Raw genomic sequence first — 20,044 nt, 5'->3', positions numbered from 1 at the left:
AAGAGGTGACATAGACACCCGAAAATAAGAGAATGGAAACATGACTACTTCTATTGACCCTACGACCACCTCCGCGTGGTCTGCTCTGTCCGCTCACCACAAGTCCCTCACTCCGAACCTGCGCGAATGGTTTGCCGCTGACCCGGAACGCGCGCAGAAGCTCAGCTTCACCGCCGACGAACTGCACGTCGACCTGTCCAAGAACCTGATTACCCCCGAGACCGTCGAGCTGCTGGTCAAGCTCGCTGAAGAGGTCAAGCTGGAGCAGGCTCGCGAGGCGATGTTCTCCGGCGAGCACATTAACGTCACCGAGGACCGCGCAGTACTGCACACCGCGCTGCGCCGCCCCGAGGGTTACACCCCCGCACTGACCGTTGACGGCCAGGACGTAGACGCAGACGTTCACGCCGTGCTGAAGAAGATCTACGCATTCGCTGAGCGCGTGCGCAACGGCGAGTGGACCGGTATCACCGGCAAGCGCATCGAGACCGTTGTGAACATCGGTATCGGTGGCTCCGACCTGGGCCCGGTCATGGTGTACGAGGCTCTCAAGCCCTACGCTGATGCAGGCATCACCGCACGCTTCATCTCCAACATTGACCCGACCGACGTGGCTGAGAAGGTCTCCGGCCTGGACCCCGAGACTACTCTATTCATCGTCGCTTCCAAGACTTTCGGCACCCTCGAAACCCTCACCAACGCACGCGTGGCACGCGAGTGGCTGCTGTCCGCACTGGCTGAGGCTGGCGCTCTGGAAGGTAAGGAAGCATCCGAGGCTGTGGCTAAGCACTTCGTGGCTGTCTCCACCGCACTGGATAAGGTCGCAGCATTCGGCATCGACCCCGAGAACGCTTTCGGCTTCTGGGACTGGGTTGGCGGCCGCTACTCTGTAGACTCCGCGATCGGTACCTCCCTGGCTATCGTTTTCGGCCCGAAGGTTTTCGCTGACTTCCTCGCAGGCTTCCACGCAATGGATGAGCACTTCCGCACCGCTCCCCTGGCTCAGAACGTACCCGTTCTGATGGGTCTGCTGAACATTTGGAACGTGAACTTCCTGGGTGCTGAGACCCACGCGGTTCTGCCCTACGACCAGTACCTGCACCGCTTCCCCGCATACCTGCAGCAGCTGACCATGGAGTCCAACGGCAAGTCCGTTCGCGCGGACGGCTCCTTCGTCAACTACGCAACCGGTGAAGTGTTCTGGGGCGAGCCCGGTACCAACGGCCAGCACGCTTTCTACCAGCTGATCCACCAGGGTACCCGCCTGATTCCCGCGGACTTCCTGGCATTCGCTAACCCGGTACACCCGACCAAGGACGGCGAGCAGGACGTTCACGAGCTGTTCCTGGCTAACTTCTTCGCACAGTCTCAGGCTCTCGCCTTCGGCAAGACCGAGGAAGAGGTTCGCGCAGAGGGCACCGCAGAGCACGTGGTCAACGCACGTATCTTCAGCGGTAACCGCCCCTCCACCTCCATCATGGCGCCGCGCCTGACCCCGCGCGTTCTGGGCTCCCTGATTGCCCTGTACGAGCACATCACCTTCGTTCAGGGTGTTGTTTGGGGTATTGACTCCTTCGACCAGTGGGGTGTTGAGCTCGGTAAGAAGCTGGCACTGGACCTGGTTCCCGCTATTGAGGGTGACCGCGAGGTTCTGGCTCGTCAGGATTCTTCGACTGCTTCGCTGATTGACTACTACCTGAAGAACCGCACCAAGTAGTAGCTCAAACATAGCCCCCAGGGTTTTATGACCTGCGGGTATAGGATGCACAAACCGCCGGATAGGCTCCCGTTTGGGAGGCTATCCGGCGGTTTTGTTGTACGAGTTCTAGCTCAATGCCGTGCTGTTAGTCCACTGCGGGCAAGGTGTCGGAGGCGACCTCGGCAATAATGCGCACCACGGTGGATTCGGGCAGATGCGGGATGCCCCGCTCGTCACGTACTACGCCACCGGCGTCACGGTGAGCGGTCATGCCGGCGCCTTCGGTGGCCTCTGCACCGTCGGCGCAGGTTGCGGGCACGTGCACGAATCCTGCGGGGATGCTCAAGCCCAGTTCACGGCTGATGCGCTGGCCCTCGTAGAACACGTGGTTGCACACGTAGGTTCCGGCGGTGTACGAAATCTCGACCGGCTCCCCCGCCGCACGCAGGCGCTCAAAGCTGGCACGCACCGGTAGGGAGGAGAAGTACGCCTCCTGACCGCCGGGGGCGATCGGCTCATCGCAGCGCTTGTCGCCGTCGTTATCTTCAATACCGGCAGAATCCAGGTTGATAGCGACCTGCTCCAGGCTGACCACGTCGCGGCCAACCGCCACGCCCAAGCTGATGAGCGCGTCGGGCTGCACCTGTTGCAGGGCGGTGCGCAGGGCGGTGCTGGAACCGTCGTAACTGACGGGCAGCTCGCGGGTGATGACGGTCAAATCCGGGCGCATCCGGGCCAGCAGACGCTGAGCACCTTCGGCGAGCGCTACGGTGGGGTTCACCGGCACGCCGGGGAACGGGCCGAAGAAGGTCAGTAGCAGGGTGCGTGCCTGGTTGGGGGTGGTTGCCATAGTCAATCTCGTTTTCTGCGTTAGTTTTATTCAGCGGTGTTCTTCTCGGCGGCGCGGCGTTCCAGGTCCTTGGCGAGCGCCTCCAGCAGCTCTTCGGGGGTGGTGGCGATGATGAGCTCATCCAGGTAGCGTTCGTTGAGCAGGCCGGTGGACGCCATGTAGTGCATGGCGTCGATGAGCTTGTCCCAGTAGCCGTTGACGTTCAGCAGGGCGACCGGCTTGGAGTGAATGTCGAGGAACTGCCAGCTGAAAACTTCAAAGAACTCTTCGAGGGTGCCGGGGCCGCCGGGCATGGCGACGAACGCGTCAGCCTTCTCAATCATGGCGATTTTGCGCTGGTGCATGGTGTCCACAATGTCGAGGGTGGTCTGGCCGGGGTACACGCCCTCCAGGCCGACCAGCTTGTGGGTGACCACGCCGTAGACCACGCCGCCGGCGTCCAGAGTTGCGCCCGCGACGGTGCCCATGAGGCCGGTGCGGCCACCTCCGTACACCACGCCAATATTGTTCTGGGCGCAGAGGGTGCCGAGCTCCTGGGCGCGGGTGGTGAAGAGCGGGTCGTTGCCGGAGCGTGCGCCGCAGTAGACGGCGAGGTTGTAGTCAGTCTTCTTCATGGTTCTCCTTGGGGTGTATGGGGGTTTCCGGGGTGGAGCGCCTCTATGCGTTCTACCCGCGATAGATGTTGCTGTGTTGAGGGTACCGGATGCACCTGTGTACCTCATGTGTGCCGCCCGCCGGTTCAGGGGGCCCGTCAGGGGCGGGGGTTACGGTAGCGGGGTGCGTGCCAGCAGCGGGAAAATCTGCTCGGTATTCAGCGGTGCCTGCGATGCAGAATCGAAGGGGCTGCTCATGGCAGGGTTGACCCAGCGCAGCTCAGCGATTTCTGCCTGCGGCACCAGAGAAGCCAATAGCTCGTGTTGTTCGTCGGTGGGTGCGTATTCGTAGGTTTCGGCGCGTACCGTAAAGCCTGCCTCGTTCAGTGCCGCCGCTTCCAGGAGTCCGCGATGGTGCATCCGGGCGGGGTCGGGGGTAAGCCCGATTTCTTCGTTCACTTCGCGGCAGGCGGTCTGTAGCGGGGTCTCCCCCGGTTCGGGTTTACCGCCGGGCATCATGAACCCATCACTGCCCCGTTTGCGCACGGTGAGTACGAGCCCGTCCCGGTTGCGGATTGCTACAGCGCACACGTTCACGACGCGGTGCGTGCTGTCGATGGCGCTGTGCTCAGTAGCGCTGGGTTCGGCGGGCGGGGCGGGCGGGGCTGCTTCTACTCGGTTCTGCGGGTTCTTCTGCGTGGGCATCTTTCTACCCTAGCATTTCCGTATCCTCCAGCCGGCGCTGTGCGTGTTTGTCTTATTCATCCGCCCTGTAGGCATTGGTTTTACGTAATATTTCGGCGAGTTATCTTATGTCCGGTTCATGCGTTTAGGTGCGTGTTACGGTGTAATTAACCGCGATGTCGCGGTACCGTATACGCACTCGACTTGGCGCGATACAGGAAGAGTGCGGATCACTCAATCACCCATGTAGAAGGAACTTCATGATGGCTAACTCTTCCCACGCCCGCCGCTACGGTAGCGCCGGCGCTTCTGTTCTTCTTGCCGCATCCTTGAGCTTGTGCGCTCTGCCTTCTGTTGCAGCGGCTGATACCCCGAATCCGGATAACCCGCCGGTTATTACGGTCTACAACTACAAGGTTGAGACTAATACCCGTGAGTTGAAGACTGCCCTGCGTCTGAACAAGATTACGTTCAAGGCGTCGAAACTGCCCGCGAAAACTACCGCTTTCGCCCCGGCATTGCACGAGGCAAACCATAGGGGTTTCCCGTTTCTGAACCCGATTCAGACGGTGCGCGTTGAGGGCCCGTTCAAGGACGGCACGGCGACTGCGACCCATTACGTTCCCGGTAGCCTGGTTGACCCGGCGAAGAACTACAGCTTCGTCGCTAATATCATCGTTGATGGTTACGGGGGCGGTCAGGTTCTGCGCATGGACGTTGTAAAGGATAGCGCCGCACCGGTTCTGCACGTGGATTCGCCGCGTCTGAACACCAAGGGTGAGACTGTGTTGAAGGTGCGCGGTACCGGCTACACCGGTGAAGCGACCCCGCACGGTGTGCGCGTGGTGGTGTCTGATACGAATGTGTGGGTTCCCGGTCGTTTTCCCCAGACGGGTATGCGCTTCGTGGCTGAGGTGACCGTACCTGCTTCGCAGATTCACAACGGTGCTTTTGAGACGGAGGTGAAGGTCCCGGCGGATGTTGCGGCGACGCTGAATACCTCTCACAAGTACATTGCGGGCACCATGGCGGCTGGCGTTCAGGGTGCTGAGTACGGCTCGTTTGATGCACAGAAGCCTCTTGAGCTTTTCGCGCAGGAGCCCGTGGTTTCTGCGGTTCCGACCTATGCTCCGACGGTGGCTCCTCTGCCTGAGGCAACCATCGGCGTGAACCCCACTGACGCACCCACCGTGGCACCCCTGCCGGAAGCAACCGTTGGCGTGAACCCCACCGACGCTCCCACCGTGGCACCCCTGCCTGAGGCAACTATCGGTGTAAACCCCACCGATGCACCCACCGTAGCTCCCCTGCCCGAGGCACCTATCGGTGTAAACCCCACCGATGCACCCACCGTGGCACCCCTGCCGGAAGCAACCGTAGGTGTGAACCCGACCGACGCGCCCACCGTGGCACCCCTGCCGGAAGCAACCGTTGGCGTGAACCCGACCGACGCACCCACCGTAGCTCCCCTGCCTGAGGCAACTATCGGTGTAAACCCCACCGATGCGCCCACCGTGGCACCTCTGCCCGAGGCAACCGTTGGTGTAAACCCGACCGATGCGCCCACCGTGGCACCCCTGCCCGAAGCAACCGTTGGCGTGAACCCGACCGACGCGCCGACGGTTCCTGCGCTGCCGGAAGCAACCGTGGGCGTAAACCCGACCGACGCGCCGACGGTTCCTGCGCTGCCGGAGGCAACGGTCGCTCCGGAGGCACCGGTTGCCGATAAGACCCCCAACGCTGACAAGCTGGAGGACGCAACCGTGGCGCATCCCAAGAATAAGCCTGCTCAGAGCAAGCCCTCTCAGGAGGCTCCGGTGACCGCCACCCGCTCGGCAAAGGATTCCCTGGCACAGGACAGCCTCGCTAAGGAGAGCAGCCCCAAGAAGGCTACCCTGGCGAACACCGGCACATCCAGCGTTGGAGTGATTGTTGGCATTGGCGTTGTCGCGATTTGTGCGGGTCTGGGTTTGAGCGTTCTGCGCTCGCGCCGCCACTCCTAAGAGCTGCAGGGCATACAACCTAACTCTCCCGTGCGGAATAAACTGCGGATAGCAAAGAGCCGCCGGCTCCCCTCAGTCAGGGGAACCGGCGGCTCTTCACGTATCAACTCATTCAATCAGCTGGTGCAATCGTTCGCGTTACTTCGAAGCCTTAACCTCGATGCCGCTCACGTCAATCTGTTCCAGCGGAATCAGGCGGTCACGAGTGACCACGCGGTGCACCAGCCAGACCGCGATAATCACGGGCAGACCAATGTAGGAGCTGAGCACGCCAGCCCAGTCACCGCTCAGGAACGCCTCGTAGTTCTGGCCACCAATTACGACCAGGCACATGAGGAAGGCGATAATCGGGCCCGCGGGGAAGAACGGCGCCACGTAGGGCAGGTCCTTCAGGCTGTTGCCCTGCTTCAGGTATGCGCGGCGGAAACGGTAATGAGCCACGGCGATACCCACCCAGGTGATGAAGCCAGCCAGACCGGACACGTTCACCAGCCACAGGTACGCACCATCCGGCGAGAGCAGTGCAGCGATGAAGCCGACCGCGCCGATAGCTGCGGTAGCCAGCAGCGCGTTCATGGGCACGCCGCCGGAGTTGATGCGGGTGAACATCTTCGGTGCCTTACCCTCCTGGGCGAGCGCGAAGAGCATACGAGCCGAAACGTACAGGCCCGAGTTACCTGCAGAGAGCACTGCGGAGAGGATCACGGCGTTCATGATGGCTGCCGCGAAGGCGATGCCCGCACGCTCGAAGATGAGGGTGAACGGGGAGATGTTGATGTTACCGTCCGCTGCGGTGAGCAGGTTCGGGTCGGAGTAAGGAATCAGGAAGCCGATGACGACCATCGCGCCGATGTAGAAGAGCATGATGCGCCAGAACACGCTGGTCAGTGCGCGGGGCACGTCGCGGCGGGGGTTCTCAGATTCGCCGGCTGCCACACCGATCATTTCGGTGCCCTGGAAGGAGAAGCCAGCCACCATGAAGATGGCGAGTACGGCGGGTGCGCCGCCGACGAAGGGTGCCTCACCGACGGTCCAGTTAGAGAAGCCAGGGGAGCTACCGCCCAGGATGCCGAAGATCATGGCGATACCTGCAATGAGGAAGACAACCACGGTGACAACCTTGATGGTGGCGAGCCAGAATTCGCTTTCACCGTAGGAGCGTGCCGAGAGGGCGTTGATGCCGGTCAGCAACACGAGGAATCCTGCCGCCCACACCCAGGATGGGATGTCCGGGAACCAGTACCTCATCACCTCGCCGACAGCGACGAGTTCGGCGGCAACGGTAATCGCCCAGTTGAACCAGTAGTTCCAACCCATGGCGAAGCCGAAGGACGGGGACACGTAGCGTGCCGCGTAGGTCTGGAATGCGCCGGGGACGGGCAGATGCGCAGCCATCTCGCCGAGGGACTGCATGAGGAAGAGCACCATGATGCCGATGAGGGCGTAGGCGAGGATTGCGCCGCCGGGGCCTGCGGTGGAGATGGTCTTACCGGAGGCGACGAAGAGGCCGGTGCCGATTGCGCCGCCGATTGCAATCATCTGCATGTGGCGGGCGGAGAGGCCTCGCTTCAGTTCACCCTCTGCGGGGGTGGCTTCCGATGCAGCGCCGGAAGTCTCTGTAGGCTGTGCCATGTCAGGTCTTCTTTCTGAGGCTATTGCTTCGTGCGTTTGCTAGCGGTCTAGTCTGGTGTCCAGTCTAGTCTTGCTGCGGGTGGTGCCGCCGAAGGTTTGTGCCTGGGTCAAGAAATTCTTCAATCATAAGGATTTCTTACGTACCGTAAGTTTTCCTAATCTGAGGGTCAATCCTACTCGCTTTTTAGGCTCTTTTCCACCCAAAACCACAAAAACACAGAAAAACCCTCCTGTACCGCTCATGTATAAGCAGTACGGGAGGGCTCAAAATCCTGTTTACTGGCTTCCTCTGGCTTATCTACTGCGCCAGGCTTTAGCTCACCCGGCTTTAGTCAGCCAGGTTGTGGAACGAAACGTTCGTGGGGTGCTCCACGGTACGGGAAACGGTGCAGTCCTTCTGCTCGCTGAGCTGAATCAGACGGTCCACCATCTTCTGAGCCTTGGCGCCCTGCTCATCGGCGGGGAAACGCACATCAAAGTCCACCTCAACGTCGTCGAGGCGCACCGCGCCGTCTTCGGTCTGCTTCAGCGCCGAGGCGAGCACCTCGAACACCTCGGGGGTGGAGCGGCGGGAGGTGCCCGCGTCCACGTCTACGGAGGAGCAGCCGGCAATCGCGGCGAGCAGCAGCTCGACGGGGGTCAGCAGGCCCTCGCCCACACCGAAGTCGAGGGTTGCGCCGTTGGCACCGTAGGCACGGTAGCGCAGGCGGTCGATGCGCTCGATCTTGGTCTGGCGGTAGTTGTCGAGTTCGCGGCGTTCCTGCTGGCGCGAGTACACCTTCTTCTGCTCTTCTGCAGTCTGCACGGTGTTGTCCTGCTCAGCGTTGTTCTGTTCAGCCATTGAGGTTCCTTTCGGGTTGTCTGCACGGTCGCTAGGTTATTCAGCGCCGCGTTGTTTAGCGTCATTCACTATAAGCGTGTTTCTCATTATTTTATTCCCGGACTCTTTTTCTCGTCGGTCAACCGCTTGCTCCTATACACTGGAAAACCGCGGCGGGCGTTATCTTTACCCGCCTGCAGGCAGACGAGCCATTTCGTAGAACGTAACGCATGCGAGGAACCCACTTATGGCACAGACTCCCAAGCTTCAGGGCGCTCAGCGTCAGGGCGCTCGATTTAAGGGTGCAGGCTCGCAGAATGATTTCCGCTTGGCTGTTGCGGATTCTTCCGTGGTGATGCTCGGTATCGCTGTGCTGGGTTTGGGTTTGGGTATTATCCTCAACGCGCACGGCCTGCCGATCTGGACTGCGCCACTGCTATCTGCCCTAGTTTTTGCCGGTTCGGTGGAGTTCCTCATGGTGGGCATGGTCAGTGGTGGCGCACCCCTAGCGTCGATTGCGTTGACGGTGTTCCTGGTGAATGCGCGCCACCTGGTGTACGGTCTTTCCTACCCATTGCACAATGTGAAGGGTTTCTGGGCTAAGGCTCTGGCGATTCACACTCTTTGCGACGAAGCGTTCGCGGTTAACTCCGGTCCCGACCGTCATGAGCGTTCGGGGGCGCGCATTCTGTGGGTGAACGTGCTGATTTACGTGTCGTGGGTTCTAAGCGTAGTCCTCGGGTATGTGCTGGGCGCGAGTTTCCTCAGCAGTCTGAAGGGCGTGGACTTCGTGATGGTGGCTATCTTCACGGTTCTTGCGATGGACGGCTACCGCGCCAACCCGGATCGTGTGACGGCGCTCTTTGTTGCGGCTTCGGCGGCGGTTGCGCTGATTTTTGCGCCGTCCTCGTTCTTGGTGGTGGCGTTGGGTTCGTATGTGGTGCTGCTACTGGCGCGTTTCCCGGTGGCGAGGCGCCGCGGTACTCTGCCGCATCGTGCTGTGCATGAGGTAGCGGCTGAGGCTGAAAGCGCCGCGGAGAGCTCCGGCACCGCCGCTACCGCTGATGCTCCCGCTTCCACACAGCGATAAGAACGTTACATACGTGTTCGAAACCGGTTAGGATAGATGAGTGGAGCTTCGCTCTCCCCTCTTTCTATTTCTAGGATTACTAAAATGCCTCCCGCGCGAACCTGCACGGAGGCTCCCAGAGGTGAAGGTACCCCATGACTCAGATGAAAGACACCGCTAAGGAAACTAGCGACGCAGAACGCTGTGCCGCCCCGGAGTAACACCGCACCGGGAGCGGCATCACCCGAGGTCACACACGAGAACTACTGCCGCGCGCAACTACCCGCGCAGAACTACTGCCGAGCGCAACTATCCACACAGGAAACTCGTGCAGGAGGAACGACCCTCCGCCTCTTCGTTTCGCGGCTTTCATCAACTCACGTACCTACCGCACTACTTAGCCCCCAGCCCCTTCTTCGGGTGGGCTCTCCCTACCCTTTTTCGCGGATGCTTTCGTATCTTCACCCGCGCGCCTCTTTCAGGGCCCTTCCGCTCTTTTCGGGGCACTCTTTCGGGGTCTTTCGCTGAGTATGTGCAGAAAGAGAAAATCTTCATGAACAGTGAAGTGACCACCGGCTATATTCTTGCCGCAATTCTTGTGGCTGCAGGTATTACGTTCCTGCTTCGTTTGCTTCCCTTCGGCCTGAAGAAGGCTCTGGCTGGCTCCGAACTTTTGGATGCGCTCAGCCATTGGATTCCGCTCGGCGCAGTCGCACTGCTTGCCATCTATGCGGTGGCGAAGATTAATTATTCTTCATTCGCTACAGCGGCACCGTACCTGGCGGGTCTGGTGGTGACCGTGGGGGCGCACCTGTGGCGTAAGAATATGGTGCTGAGCATGGTGGCGGGTACCGTCACCTGCGTTGTGCTGGCTAACTGGGTTTTCTAGGGGGTCATGATGAGCATTTCTAAGAACTCTGTTTCTTCCCCTGCTGTTTCTTCTCAGCCCGAGCCTCATCAGGCGAGCCAGCAGCAGGTGGAGCAGGTCATTGCTTCTGCGCTTCCGCTAACCGGCATGATTCCCATGGTGGAGGCGCCCGCCTCCCCCGATGCACAGGGGCCTCAGCAGCCGCGCGAGAGCGGCTTCGCCGAGGCGATGCGCGTTGCCGGTGTCATCATGCTGGGCCTGTTCTTTGTCGGCATTGGTCTGGGCGTGCTGGTACACAGTTACGGTCTGCCGTTCTGGGTGGCTCCCCTGCTGCCGCTCCTGGTTTTTGCCGGTTCCGTAGAGTTCGTGCTGATCGATATGATCTCGAATCATGCCTCGCTGTTCTCTATCGCTGTTATGACTCTGCTCATTAATTCACGCCACCTCATGTACGGCCTGTCCTACCCGATTGAGCGGGTGCGTGGCGGCTTGGCGAAGTTCTACACCGTGTACACGCTCATCGATGAGGCGTATGCACTGAATACGGGCCCGGATCGCCATCGGTTGCGTGCCTCCCGCATCCTGTGGATTCACGCGGGTCTGCACCTGAGCGTTCTGGCGAGCGCAACGCTCGGCTACGTACTAGGTGCAAGTTTCTTGAGTGAGCTCAAGGGCGTGGATTTTGTGATGACGGCACTCTTTGCGGTGCTCGCCATCGATGCTTATCAGAGCTCAAAAGACCATACCACTGCGGCTATTGCAGGTGTGTCTGCGGCGGTTGGTTTGTTGGTGGCGCCGCAGTCGATGCTGCTGATTTCGATGGTGGTGTACATTCTGCTGCTGGTGTCGCGTTTTGTGGTGGCTAAGCGCCGCGGCACCCTGCCGGAGCATATGCTGGTCGCGGATGAGGAGCCCACCGAAGCCTCCGAAGCTCCCGGCAATCCCGGCACCTCCACGCACTAAGTCTGAATCGCGCACTAAGTCTGGATATAGTAAAGCGCCCCGCCCACCCGAAATACCGGGTGGGCGGGGCGTTATGCTGTCGCCAGCCGCATGTGTGGGTGAACCTTAGATCATGCGCTGTAGACGTTCAGTATCTGCTGTGCTGTGTACCGCCAGGTGTCCCTGACGGAAGTACTATGCGGGTGCCGGCGTCACATCCGGCTCCCGTACTAAGCTTACTTGATAGCTACTGGTTGATAGCTATTAGGGCTTACTTGATAGCTGCCAGGGCTGCTTCGTAGTTGGGCTCGTTGGTGGTTTCGGGAACCAGCTCGGTGTAGACAACCTCACCGGCGGGGTTCACGACGACCACGGAGCGTGCCAGCAGACCAGCCAGGGGGCCGTCCACGAGCTTCACGCCGAAGTCCTCACCGAAGGAGGAGCGGAAAGCGGAGGAGGTCACAACGTTCTCAATGCCCTCGGCTGCGCAGAAGCGGCCGATTGCGAAGGGCAGGTCGTTGGAGACGCACAGCACGACGGTGTTCTCCAGGCCTGCAGCCTGCTTGTTGAAGGTGCGGACGCTGTTTGCGCAAACACCGGTGTCGACGGAGGGGAAGATGTTCAGCACCAGGTTCTTACCTGCGAAATCTGCGGAGGAAATCTCAGAGAGATCAGCCGCGAGAACCGAAAATTCGGGCAGCTTTGCGCCGACTGCGGGCAGGTCGCCGTTGGTGTGGATTACGAGTTCGTTCTGTAGAGTTACTTCAGCCATGCTTTCATTGTCCCTTGGATGCGGCGGGTGTGCAAGGGGACACAGGCACTAGCGGGCGGAGTTTCCGCATAGCTGATTTCCCGCTACGCCATTTCGCCTCCTCCGGCTCTGTTGTCTTTGCCTCTGCTGTAGCCGCTGTCTAACGGTTATCCCGGTCGGTCACTCTATATGTGCGCCTTTACAATGGGCAGGTGAGCATTTTGAGGCACGTATCTTCCCGCCTTGCGCCGCTGGCGCATCCCGTGACGAATTTCAGGGCACTCCGTCAGGACCTGCGCCGTCAGCGGGTGGAGGGTCGCGCCCTCGTTGATCCGCAGAATACGTACCGTCCGAGTGTGCGCGCTGAGCTGCGCCGCATGTTCAAGCGCCCCCTCCCAGTGGAAACGCAGACGCTCATATGTAACGCCCTGCTGGCGGCAATCTGCTGGTACCTACTCCCGGACGTCTGGCGTTCGTGGCTGTTTAGCGAGTTTAAGGGCCCGGCTGGTTTTGCGCTGGTGATGGTCGGCTGGATGGTTGCGGACGTCACCTCAACGAACCTGATGGGCCACGATGAGGAGCATGCGCTACGTGCGTTGCGCAGTAGCGACCCGCACGCCCTGCACCTGTTCGTGCGCACGAAGGCTATTGCAATTGGTCTGATCACGGGTGTTTCCGGCACCCTGCTGGCGCTGGTTCTGCACAGTCAGGACAAGAACCTGACCCCCACGCTCATGATGTCCCTGTCGTTCTTTGTGGTGCCGGCTATTGTGGTGTCCCTGGGCTCGATTCTGGGCGTGATTTATCCGTACCGTCTGCGCGGCTGGCAGTTCCGCTGGGCGCACCGCAAGAACCTGCGGATGACCGCCCGCTGGGTTCTGCTCTGTTTCGGCCCGGGCTGGGTACTGGGCACGGTGCTGATGTCGCTGATGTTCCCGTCGATTTTCCTGTCGGATGCACTCGCGCGTCTTCTCAACCCCGACGTGGATCCGCGCGATGTTGCGTTCCGGCCGCTGCTGTTTTCGCTAACTTTGTGGGCTCAGGGCGCGATTAGCCTGTGGGTTTTTCCGCGGATTACGGCGCGTATTGCGACCGCGAGGCGCGCCTGGCTGGTGCATTATCTGACGGACGATAAGGTCTGCTAGCCGGTGTTTGTTGAGGGGTTTGCCGCCGGGCAGCTGCTCACGCATGTCACGGTAACGAACGGCACTGGTAACGAACGGCATTGACCGCGCGCACCACGTGCCCGCCTCTTTTTCCCTATACTGGACGAGTTCACTATTCACTTCTTGACCAGCACCGGTGCGCGCTGCCGCGCATCTTCAGGAGTATCCATGTCTTCTAATCGCCGCCGTTTCACCGGCCGTACCGCTTTGGCTCTACCCGCATTGGGCGCCGCTCTAGCTCTTGTTGTCACTTCCTGCTCGGCAAGCACTGATTCTGCTGTTTCGGGTACCGTAGTGTCTTCTTCTAGCAGCGCTTCTGCATCCGCGAGCGCGACCTCCACTCAGGCGCTGTTCCCGACCCCGTCGGCGAGCCCGAGTGCATCCGCGAGCGCTACCCCGAGTGCTTCGTCGCCTGCTCCGGTGCCGTCGGTGGTGACGATTACGGTTCATGCTGAGCCGACCGCATCCGAGTCAAAGACCTCTGAGTCTGAGTCAAAGTCGGGTTCCAAGTCTGAGGCTAAGTCTGAGTCGAAGAAGGACTCCACCTGCGCGTCTGATTCTGCATCGACGGTGGTGTCTAAGGCTCTGCGCGAGTTGAAGAATAAGAGCAAGTGGGATCAGTGGACGAACGTTTCGCGCACTTACGAGGGTTACGATCCCTGTGCTGAGCTGTCGTGGATTGACGCGATTCCGGGTTCTTCCCCGTCTGATTGCTGCATCTCCTCGATGGCGCACCACATTCTGCTGTTCCACCGCGGCAAGTTCATTGGTACCGCAACCTATGAGCCGTACTCGTTCTCTCCGGTGATTACCCGTACCTCGGACAGCTCGATTAGCGTGACCTACCGCTATGTGAAGGGTGATGAGAGCTCCGCCAGCGCGAGCGGTCGCACGACTGCTGAGTTCAGCTGGAGCTCTTCGCAGAACAAGGTTGTGATGACCGGTGAGGTTCCGCCGAGCGAATAGCCGGTTCACCTTATAGGCTACGTGTTTGATGCCCAGGAGGTTGGGCATACGAGAAACCCGCCGTCTCGCATATGGTGCATATGTGAGACGGCGGGTTTTCCGTTGCTTAAGGATATGTAGAGTGCCCGAGGGCTAGCTATTTAGGCAACGAACTTCTTGTAACCGAAGTATGCGGCGCCTGCCAGGATAGCGATGCACAGAATCTTCTTCACGGTATAACTCCTTTGATTGTTCCGGTAGGCACCCGGTGTTTTACTCCGTCTGGCGACTCACCTAAAGGTGAGGGCAGGCGGGGCGTCATCCGCACGTGGTGCCGTTGTCCCCTATCTTACCTGCTTTTGAACAACGTTTTTCTATTTGACGTGCCTAGTCCGCATTTTAGACAGTCAAACACGCAGCGGTTCAGCGCATCGTTGAGGCGGGGAATAAGCATCTGACGGGCGCATAATGGGAGCATGAGTATTTTTAAGAAGAAAGAGTACAGCGCTGAGCGCTCGGCTACTCGCATGGCTCGCGCCCTCGCTGTGATGGGTGCGCTGCACTTCATCATCCCGGATCCCTTCGACTCGATTGTGCCGAAGTACCTGCCGGGTCCTGCCCACGCGTACACTCACGGTTCGGGTGTAGCTGAGCTGGGCACCGCTGCCCTGCTGGCTAATGATAAGACCCGCCGCGCCGGTGGCCTGCTTGCTGCTCTGCTGTTTGTTGCGGTGTTCCCCGCGAACATTCAGATGGCTCTGGATGCACGTAACCAGTCCACTCAGCGTAAGGCTATTGCGTACGGTCGCCTGCCCCTGCAGCTGCCGCTGATTTGTAGCGCTCTGAAGATTTGGCGTAAGTCGAAGTAGTCGCTTCGTCCGTTAGGAACGGCACCTCAGTGTTTTACACGTAAAACATTGAGGTGCCGTTTACCTTAACATACCCGTTATTAAGCTTTCCGTAACCAGCATTGCCTACACTAGAACTAACACACCACCTGTCACAGCGGCAGGTGTATAACCTTTGGAGATAACAATGGGCACTATTATTGGCACCATTATTACCGGCGCAATTATTGGCGCGATCGCACGTTTCTTCATGCGAGGCCGTCAGAACATTTCGATTCTTTGGACCATTATCTGCGGTGCTGTCGGCGCGGCTATCGGCACTTGGGCAGCGACCCAGCTGGGTGTAGCGGACACCAGCGGCATTGACTGGATCCGCTGGATTATTTCGATTTTCGCTGCAATGCTGACTATTTCCGTCTACCTGGGCCTTACCGGCAGGAAGTAAAACATTCCGACATATTGAGGGCGCGCTGAGCTTTTCTCAGATGAGCCCCTCATACACAAAGGCGGCACCTCCCCTAGCGTGAGCTAGTGCGGGAGGTGCCGCCTTTTCTGCGCCCCGCAGGAGGCATTACGTCTTCTTGGCTTATATCGCCTTGGGTTATGCCTTCTTGGCTTATGCCTTCTTCACCACGGAGGACTTCAGGTACATCTGGCCTGCGCCGGGAACTTTCGCCTCAATGTCGTGGCCGTTGACGGGGGATTCGAGCAGGCGGATGCCGCGCACCTTGGTGCCTGCCTTGATGTCTGCGCCGCCCTTGACCTTCAGACCCTTGACGATGGTGACGGAGTCGCCGTCGACGAGTTCGTTACCGACGGAGTCGAGAACCTTGGCGCCTGCTTCTTCTTCGGTTTCGCCTGCTGCGGTGCGTTCCCATTCGTGGCCGCACATGGGGCATGCCCAGAGTTCGCCCATTTCGTAGGTGTAGTTTTCGTTGCATTCGGGGCAGGCGGGTGCTTCGATTTCGTTGAGGTTTTCGCTCATGGTTCCTTCTTCGATCTGTGCGGATGCACCGCTCCCCTACTGTGTGTGGCTGCGGCGTGTGGGCGCGCGTCAGCGAGGGCGGGGTGCGACGGTGGAGGGTGCGAGGGTTCTCGCGTTCGTGCTGACTATACCATTTGGCGGGTGTGAACCGCATATATGGGGCTGGTTTTTGCCGGTCTTTTGGGGTGCGCGCGGGGCGTGGGTGAAGCCGAAAATAAAATTTGCCTGATTTGTGCGTAATATTTGCGAAAATTCGGGTTTTTGCTCATTATGCAGAGGATAAGGTGTGTAAAGTATCTAGAGCATTTGTACGTTTATTGAGTGAAAGGCACGGCTTCATGAAGCTTTCTGCACGTAACCAGTTCGCTGGCAAGGTTGTTGAGATCACCGAGGGTGCAACCAACGGCATCGTTAAGATTGAGATTGCTCCCGAGGTTGTTATCTCCGCTTCCATCACCAACGAGTCCATCAAGGAACTGGGCCTGAAGGTTGGCGAGACCGCTTACGCAGTCATCAAGGCGTCCAACGTTATGGTTGGTGCTGACCACTAATCCCGGTCGATAAGACTTACACCCGGCGGCTGCCTTTGTGGCGCGCGAGGGTTAATAGGGCGGAGCCCCGCACTGTGTGTACAGTGCGGGGCTCCGCTTTTATGTTTTTATCGTTTAGACGTTGAAGCGGAACTCGACTACGTCGCCGTCCTGCATGATGTAGTCCTTGCCCTCCGTACGGACCTTACCGCGAGCCTTCGCCTCCGCCATGGAGCCAGCCTCATCCAGGTCCTTGAAAGACACAACCTCAGCCTTAATGAAGCCGCGCTCAACGAAAGGGTTGAAAGGCACTGGCTGAATACAGCTAATGATTTTACTACCCTTTAACCGCTTCAAAGGTTTTATCTGGAATCCGATCGCCATAAGGGAGATTCAAGATGTACTGCTCCATAAATTTCCAGTCCGGCATACCTTCAGGGGTAACTGGAAGCTGCACCTTTGTATCATTCATCCTCTCAATGGTCCATTTTCGTCCATACGAGTACCGATATTTCTCTTGTCTAAGTACTGCACAGATAAAAAGACCCGTAGCAGGATTTAGCACCCCATATTCTGAACGTAGATACAACGCGTTAACAGCATCGCTAGCCCAGTATGGATCTGGCTGATAGAATGCCTCTCCTATCGATCCGTCGTAGCTCAATGAAATGGTATTACCATCATGAATTGGAGCCTGCCCAATATAATTAGCAATTCCGTTGTTTGAGCTTATCGCACCAACATATGGGGTCTCTCCTTCGGTTTGGTCATTTGAAGTAAGACGCTTACCTTTGCGAATATCAAACAACCCTTCAGATCCTCCAAGAGCAAACCATTTCCACCTGTCCTCCTGGAAATCCAGATTGCGGATGGAACATACTGAATTCTTTGTGCTCAGTGGCCTACAATCAAGCGCATGTATAAATCCCTCCATATACTTCCAATCAGGAATATAGCCTTTAGAGCTAAACCTATTGGAAGCATCAATAACAGGGCGCCCATAGCTATCACGCTGAATTGGGAGATCAACTACTGTAGTCTTTAAATAACGCCCCCATTTGCGCCCGAAGGAATACTTAGGGCGTTCAAGACTAAATATTGTCGACAGAAACAAGCCGATTGATTCGTTAAGCCAATCTGCATATCCAAGAATCAAATCTGTGGATGCAATAAAATCTATATTCATATAGTTCGCATAGCCCACTGACCCCTGCCCATTACTAATAAAAACAATACAATTACCCTTGCTAATAAGATTCTCATCGTAGGCACAATGTAGCATAACACCATTATCGTCACGCTTCGCTCCAACATAGAATACTTCAGACCCCTCTTCGAGCTTTGTCTGATTAGCTTTACCGCGTTCAAAACGGGAGAATAAGTCTTCAATCTTAAATCCCTGCCAATCCCGAGTATCAAGATTCATTAAACTCCTCCGTTCCCTGAATCTAATTTCTGTTCAATAATTTTTCCTTCTTTAACAAGATAAGCCAGATAGTTGTTTATAGTAGCCTGAAAATCTGCTTCTGTAAGTACCGAATAGTCTGTCTTCATGTATGCTTCAACAAGCCATTCATCTTCATAGTTAACCTCCTGCATAGCAGACATGCCAGCCTCAACCACCTTATTGCGGTAAAGCCTAAGCCATTTATCTTCCACAGCTTTCCATTTACTCACATTGTTCTCATCAAACTGTTCAATACGACCAATATTTTTCTTTTTTTTATGTGCATCGTCCTTGAAATAACCGAAAAAGGTGGCCTTACAAGGGTCGCCGGTCTCCGGGTCATAATGTGACTGCCCCAAAGTAAACACCATCATACAAGCGGAGGCTGATGCACCCGGATAGAATATCTCATTCGGCAGTGTAAAAACAGCTTCGAGTGTATTATCAGCAAGAAGCTTCTTTTTTGAAGATTGGAGAACTTTATTCGCTCCAATAGCTGCACTCACTGGGAGTATGACTGCCATAGTCACAGTTTTTGCAGACTGATTATTCTTACGCCTTTTACTATTAGATTTCTGCACACAGTCTGAAATAAATTGAACGAAAACCATACCTTTAGTTGGATCTTCTTTACCGTCTTTAGAATCTCCCCAGTCATCCTTATACTTCTCTGGTATATTAATTGGTTTAGCATTAAACGGAGGATTCATGAGGATAACGTCAGGGTCCGCCTCATAGAAGAATTCTTCCGATTCAAAGAGGTTAGCCAACTTAATATTAGAATTACCGTCACCATGAATAAGCATGTTGGTTGTAGCAAGGCCAAAGGCATTCTCTTCAATCTCGACACCATAGATATGTTCTCTCTTAATCTTGGTTTTTTGTACCTGCTTCTCTTCTTGCGTCCCAGCCATATTAGATGTATCCGCAAGCTCCTTCACCATTCCCTGCACTAGGAAAGAACCTGAGCCACATGTGCCATCAAAGATACGAGTATTGCGATTAACTCCAGTAACACGGCAAGCAAATTCAGTAATATGATCAGGAGTGAAAGCTTGGTTCTTGTCTGCCTTGCCAGTGTATTTATTAAAAGCGATAAAGAAGAGGTTCAACAAATCCTGACCTTCAGAGCTATTATCATCAATGTAGACATAAATACCCTCAACAATCTTTTTAAGGATTTCGACCCAGTCTTCAAGCTCCAAGTTCTTGACTTTCTGGTTCTCCAAGATATTTGTTTCAAGCAGCTTCACTTTCTTTTCCATATTATCAGAACCATTAAGAAGATTGGACAGTGCAGTATTAATACCAGTGCGAATCTGCGGCGCGTCAAGATTATTCCAATAATCATCTAATTGCTTAGAACCATCCTCGCCAATATCAGAAATTCCGCGCTTTTGAATTACGCTTTTTACATAGAGCAACATAGTTCCAACAAACTGACTGCGAAGCTTTTCATCAATATCTTTCTTATGAAGGAGCTCGTTAAGTGCATATGTATTCTTCAGCACCTTTTCTCGATTATTTTGGCGATTCACATCGAACAGCGTCTTATAGTAATCCATCGTATCGATTGAAGTTTCACCTGGAATCTCATGGGCATCATCAATACTATTTTTCCATACACGAAGATCACTATTTGAAGTGTTCGCAAGTATAGCAATAATCCTATTATGAGAAAATAAGGCTTTCTCCTCATCTACATATTCGCGCAACTGTTCAACGTCACTGTCTACAAACTTTTGTTTTGTCTCTATAACAATGACTGTATTGGTCGATTCGTCGATAAATCGAAGATCAACCTTAAAATGACGGAAGTCCCTTCCGAGAGCAGAACGAAGCCGGTCACGACCACCAGCAGCTTTCACATAGCTAAACTCACCACCCTCAATATTGGTGGACTGATATTTAGCACCAACAGTGTTAATCATTGTAGTGCGCGACATACGCTTCCCTTCATCTTTTCCTTTTGTTTATTCCCGGATACCGAATAAATCAATACATTCATAGAATCCGTCTTAGGTAGATTACAAATGCATTCTACTATTATCTCATATAGTACCAAATTTTACCATGTCGCCAAAGAGCCCAGTCTGAGTTACAATATTTTCACTAGTCAATACATACTTAGGACTTTATATTATCCATATTTTTAACCTTGGTTGCAGCTAGGACTCTAAATAATACGATGCCCCATTGATATTTATATTCA

At 56.4% G+C, this 20,044-nt stretch carries 19 protein-coding genes and 1 pseudogene; 10 read left to right on the top strand and 10 right to left on the bottom strand.

The window, feature by feature from the left end; translation table 11 throughout:
- Positions 1–40: 40 nt before the first annotated feature.
- Positions 41–1,717: a glucose-6-phosphate isomerase gene (gene pgi / locus O3649_RS01425; protein WP_070819435.1), complete on the top strand. Its 1,677-nt coding sequence runs from the start codon at positions 41–43 to the stop codon at positions 1,715–1,717.
- 127 nt (positions 1,718–1,844) lie between these two features.
- Here the strand turns inward: pgi and O3649_RS01420 are convergent, their stop codons facing one another.
- The 3 genes from O3649_RS01420 to O3649_RS01410 all read right to left on the bottom strand — a co-directional run bounded on the left by O3649_RS01420 (position 1,845) and on the right by O3649_RS01410 (position 3,847).
- The gene (locus tag O3649_RS01420) at positions 1,845–2,549 is read right to left on the bottom strand and encodes a pyroglutamyl-peptidase I (RefSeq protein ID WP_371572412.1); all 705 of its coding nucleotides are present in this window, start codon (positions 2,547–2,549) and stop codon (positions 1,845–1,847) included.
- Positions 2,550–2,575: 26 nt separating this feature from the next.
- Entirely contained in the window at positions 2,576–3,163 is a 588-nt protein-coding gene (locus O3649_RS01415; protein ID WP_005505195.1) for a TIGR00730 family Rossman fold protein, read from the bottom strand.
- 150 nt (positions 3,164–3,313) lie between these two features.
- Entirely contained in the window at positions 3,314–3,847 is a 534-nt protein-coding gene (locus tag O3649_RS01410) for an NUDIX domain-containing protein (protein ID WP_210398945.1), read from the bottom strand.
- A 239-nt stretch (positions 3,848–4,086) separates the two neighbouring features.
- Between O3649_RS01410 and O3649_RS01405 the strand changes: the two genes are divergently transcribed.
- The gene (locus O3649_RS01405) at positions 4,087–5,829 is read left to right on the top strand and encodes a hypothetical protein (RefSeq protein WP_371572409.1); all 1,743 of its coding nucleotides are present in this window, start codon (positions 4,087–4,089) and stop codon (positions 5,827–5,829) included.
- 138 nt (positions 5,830–5,967) lie between these two features.
- Here the strand turns inward: O3649_RS01405 and O3649_RS01400 are convergent, their stop codons facing one another.
- The gene (locus O3649_RS01400; protein ID WP_371572407.1) at positions 5,968–7,461 is read right to left on the bottom strand and encodes an amino acid permease; all 1,494 of its coding nucleotides are present in this window, start codon (positions 7,459–7,461) and stop codon (positions 5,968–5,970) included.
- 328 nt (positions 7,462–7,789) lie between these two features.
- Positions 7,790–8,302, bottom strand: a complete 513-nt coding sequence (locus O3649_RS01395) for an OsmC family protein (RefSeq protein WP_304269708.1) — start codon at positions 8,300–8,302, stop codon at positions 7,790–7,792.
- A 226-nt stretch (positions 8,303–8,528) separates the two neighbouring features.
- On the opposite strand from O3649_RS01395, the gene O3649_RS01390 reads away from it, so the two are divergent.
- From O3649_RS01390 to O3649_RS01380, 3 genes are all read left to right on the top strand, one after another.
- Positions 8,529–9,371: an AzlC family ABC transporter permease gene (locus tag O3649_RS01390; RefSeq protein WP_371572405.1), complete on the top strand. Its 843-nt coding sequence runs from the start codon at positions 8,529–8,531 to the stop codon at positions 9,369–9,371.
- Positions 9,372–9,903: 532 nt separating this feature from the next.
- A complete protein-coding gene (locus O3649_RS01385; protein WP_044142340.1) occupies positions 9,904–10,239 on the top strand; it encodes a branched-chain amino acid transporter permease in 336 nt (111 codons plus the stop codon).
- A 6-nt stretch (positions 10,240–10,245) separates the two neighbouring features.
- A complete protein-coding gene (locus tag O3649_RS01380; protein WP_371572403.1) occupies positions 10,246–11,181 on the top strand; it encodes an AzlC family ABC transporter permease in 936 nt (311 codons plus the stop codon).
- 250 nt (positions 11,182–11,431) lie between these two features.
- Here the strand turns inward: O3649_RS01380 and tpx are convergent, their stop codons facing one another.
- A complete protein-coding gene (tpx, locus tag O3649_RS01375) occupies positions 11,432–11,932 on the bottom strand; it encodes a thiol peroxidase (RefSeq protein WP_049338137.1) in 501 nt (166 codons plus the stop codon).
- Between the two features lie 242 nt (positions 11,933–12,174).
- On the opposite strand from tpx, the gene O3649_RS01370 reads away from it, so the two are divergent.
- The 4 genes from O3649_RS01370 to O3649_RS01355 all read left to right on the top strand — a co-directional run bounded on the left by O3649_RS01370 (position 12,175) and on the right by O3649_RS01355 (position 15,315).
- Complete coding sequence (locus O3649_RS01370) at positions 12,175–13,056, top strand: hypothetical protein (RefSeq protein WP_371572401.1); 882 nt, start codon at positions 12,175–12,177, stop codon at positions 13,054–13,056.
- Positions 13,057–13,245: 189 nt separating this feature from the next.
- Positions 13,246–14,043 (top strand): LppP/LprE family lipoprotein, encoded by a 798-nt coding sequence (locus tag O3649_RS01365; protein WP_371572399.1) that lies wholly within the window; start codon positions 13,246–13,248, stop codon positions 14,041–14,043.
- A gap of 455 nt (positions 14,044–14,498) precedes the next feature.
- Positions 14,499–14,891, top strand: coding sequence for a membrane protein (locus O3649_RS01360; RefSeq protein ID WP_005508469.1), 393 nt, complete (start codon positions 14,499–14,501; stop codon positions 14,889–14,891).
- Between the two features lie 166 nt (positions 14,892–15,057).
- On the top strand, positions 15,058–15,315 hold the full coding sequence (locus O3649_RS01355; protein WP_005505157.1) for a GlsB/YeaQ/YmgE family stress response membrane protein: 258 nt from the start codon (positions 15,058–15,060) through the stop codon (positions 15,313–15,315).
- A 171-nt stretch (positions 15,316–15,486) separates the two neighbouring features.
- Here O3649_RS01355 and O3649_RS01350 read toward each other — a convergent pair whose 3' ends face one another.
- A complete protein-coding gene (locus tag O3649_RS01350) occupies positions 15,487–15,855 on the bottom strand; it encodes a zinc ribbon domain-containing protein YjdM (RefSeq protein WP_070680342.1) in 369 nt (122 codons plus the stop codon).
- Between the two features lie 338 nt (positions 15,856–16,193).
- On the opposite strand from O3649_RS01350, the gene O3649_RS01345 reads away from it, so the two are divergent.
- Positions 16,194–16,406: a molybdopterin-binding protein gene (locus O3649_RS01345; protein ID WP_005505155.1), complete on the top strand. Its 213-nt coding sequence runs from the start codon at positions 16,194–16,196 to the stop codon at positions 16,404–16,406.
- A 114-nt stretch (positions 16,407–16,520) separates the two neighbouring features.
- Here O3649_RS01345 and O3649_RS01340 read toward each other — a convergent pair.
- The 3 genes and pseudogenes from O3649_RS01340 to O3649_RS01330 form a co-directional block, all read right to left on the bottom strand.
- Positions 16,521–16,676 (bottom strand): annotated as a pseudogene (locus O3649_RS01340) (DUF933 domain-containing protein); the annotation flags it as partial.
- Positions 16,677–16,722: 46 nt separating this feature from the next.
- A complete protein-coding gene (locus O3649_RS01335; protein WP_371572397.1) occupies positions 16,723–17,811 on the bottom strand; it encodes a restriction endonuclease subunit S in 1,089 nt (362 codons plus the stop codon).
- Positions 17,811–19,778 carry a class I SAM-dependent DNA methyltransferase gene (locus O3649_RS01330; RefSeq protein ID WP_371572395.1) on the bottom strand — a complete coding sequence of 656 codons (1,968 nt, stop codon included), beginning with the start codon at positions 19,776–19,778 and terminating at the stop codon, positions 17,811–17,813. Before O3649_RS01330 ends, O3649_RS01335 begins: the two co-directional genes overlap by 1 nt.
- Positions 19,779–20,044 lie beyond the last annotated feature (266 nt).

It is taken from the genome of Rothia sp. 27098_8_29, from assembly GCF_041432785.1.
Lineage (GTDB): Bacteria > Actinomycetota > Actinomycetes > Actinomycetales > Micrococcaceae > Rothia > Rothia mucilaginosa.
The sequence above is the reverse complement of the archived record's forward strand: the minus strand, read 5'-3'. Positions and strand labels throughout refer to the sequence as shown.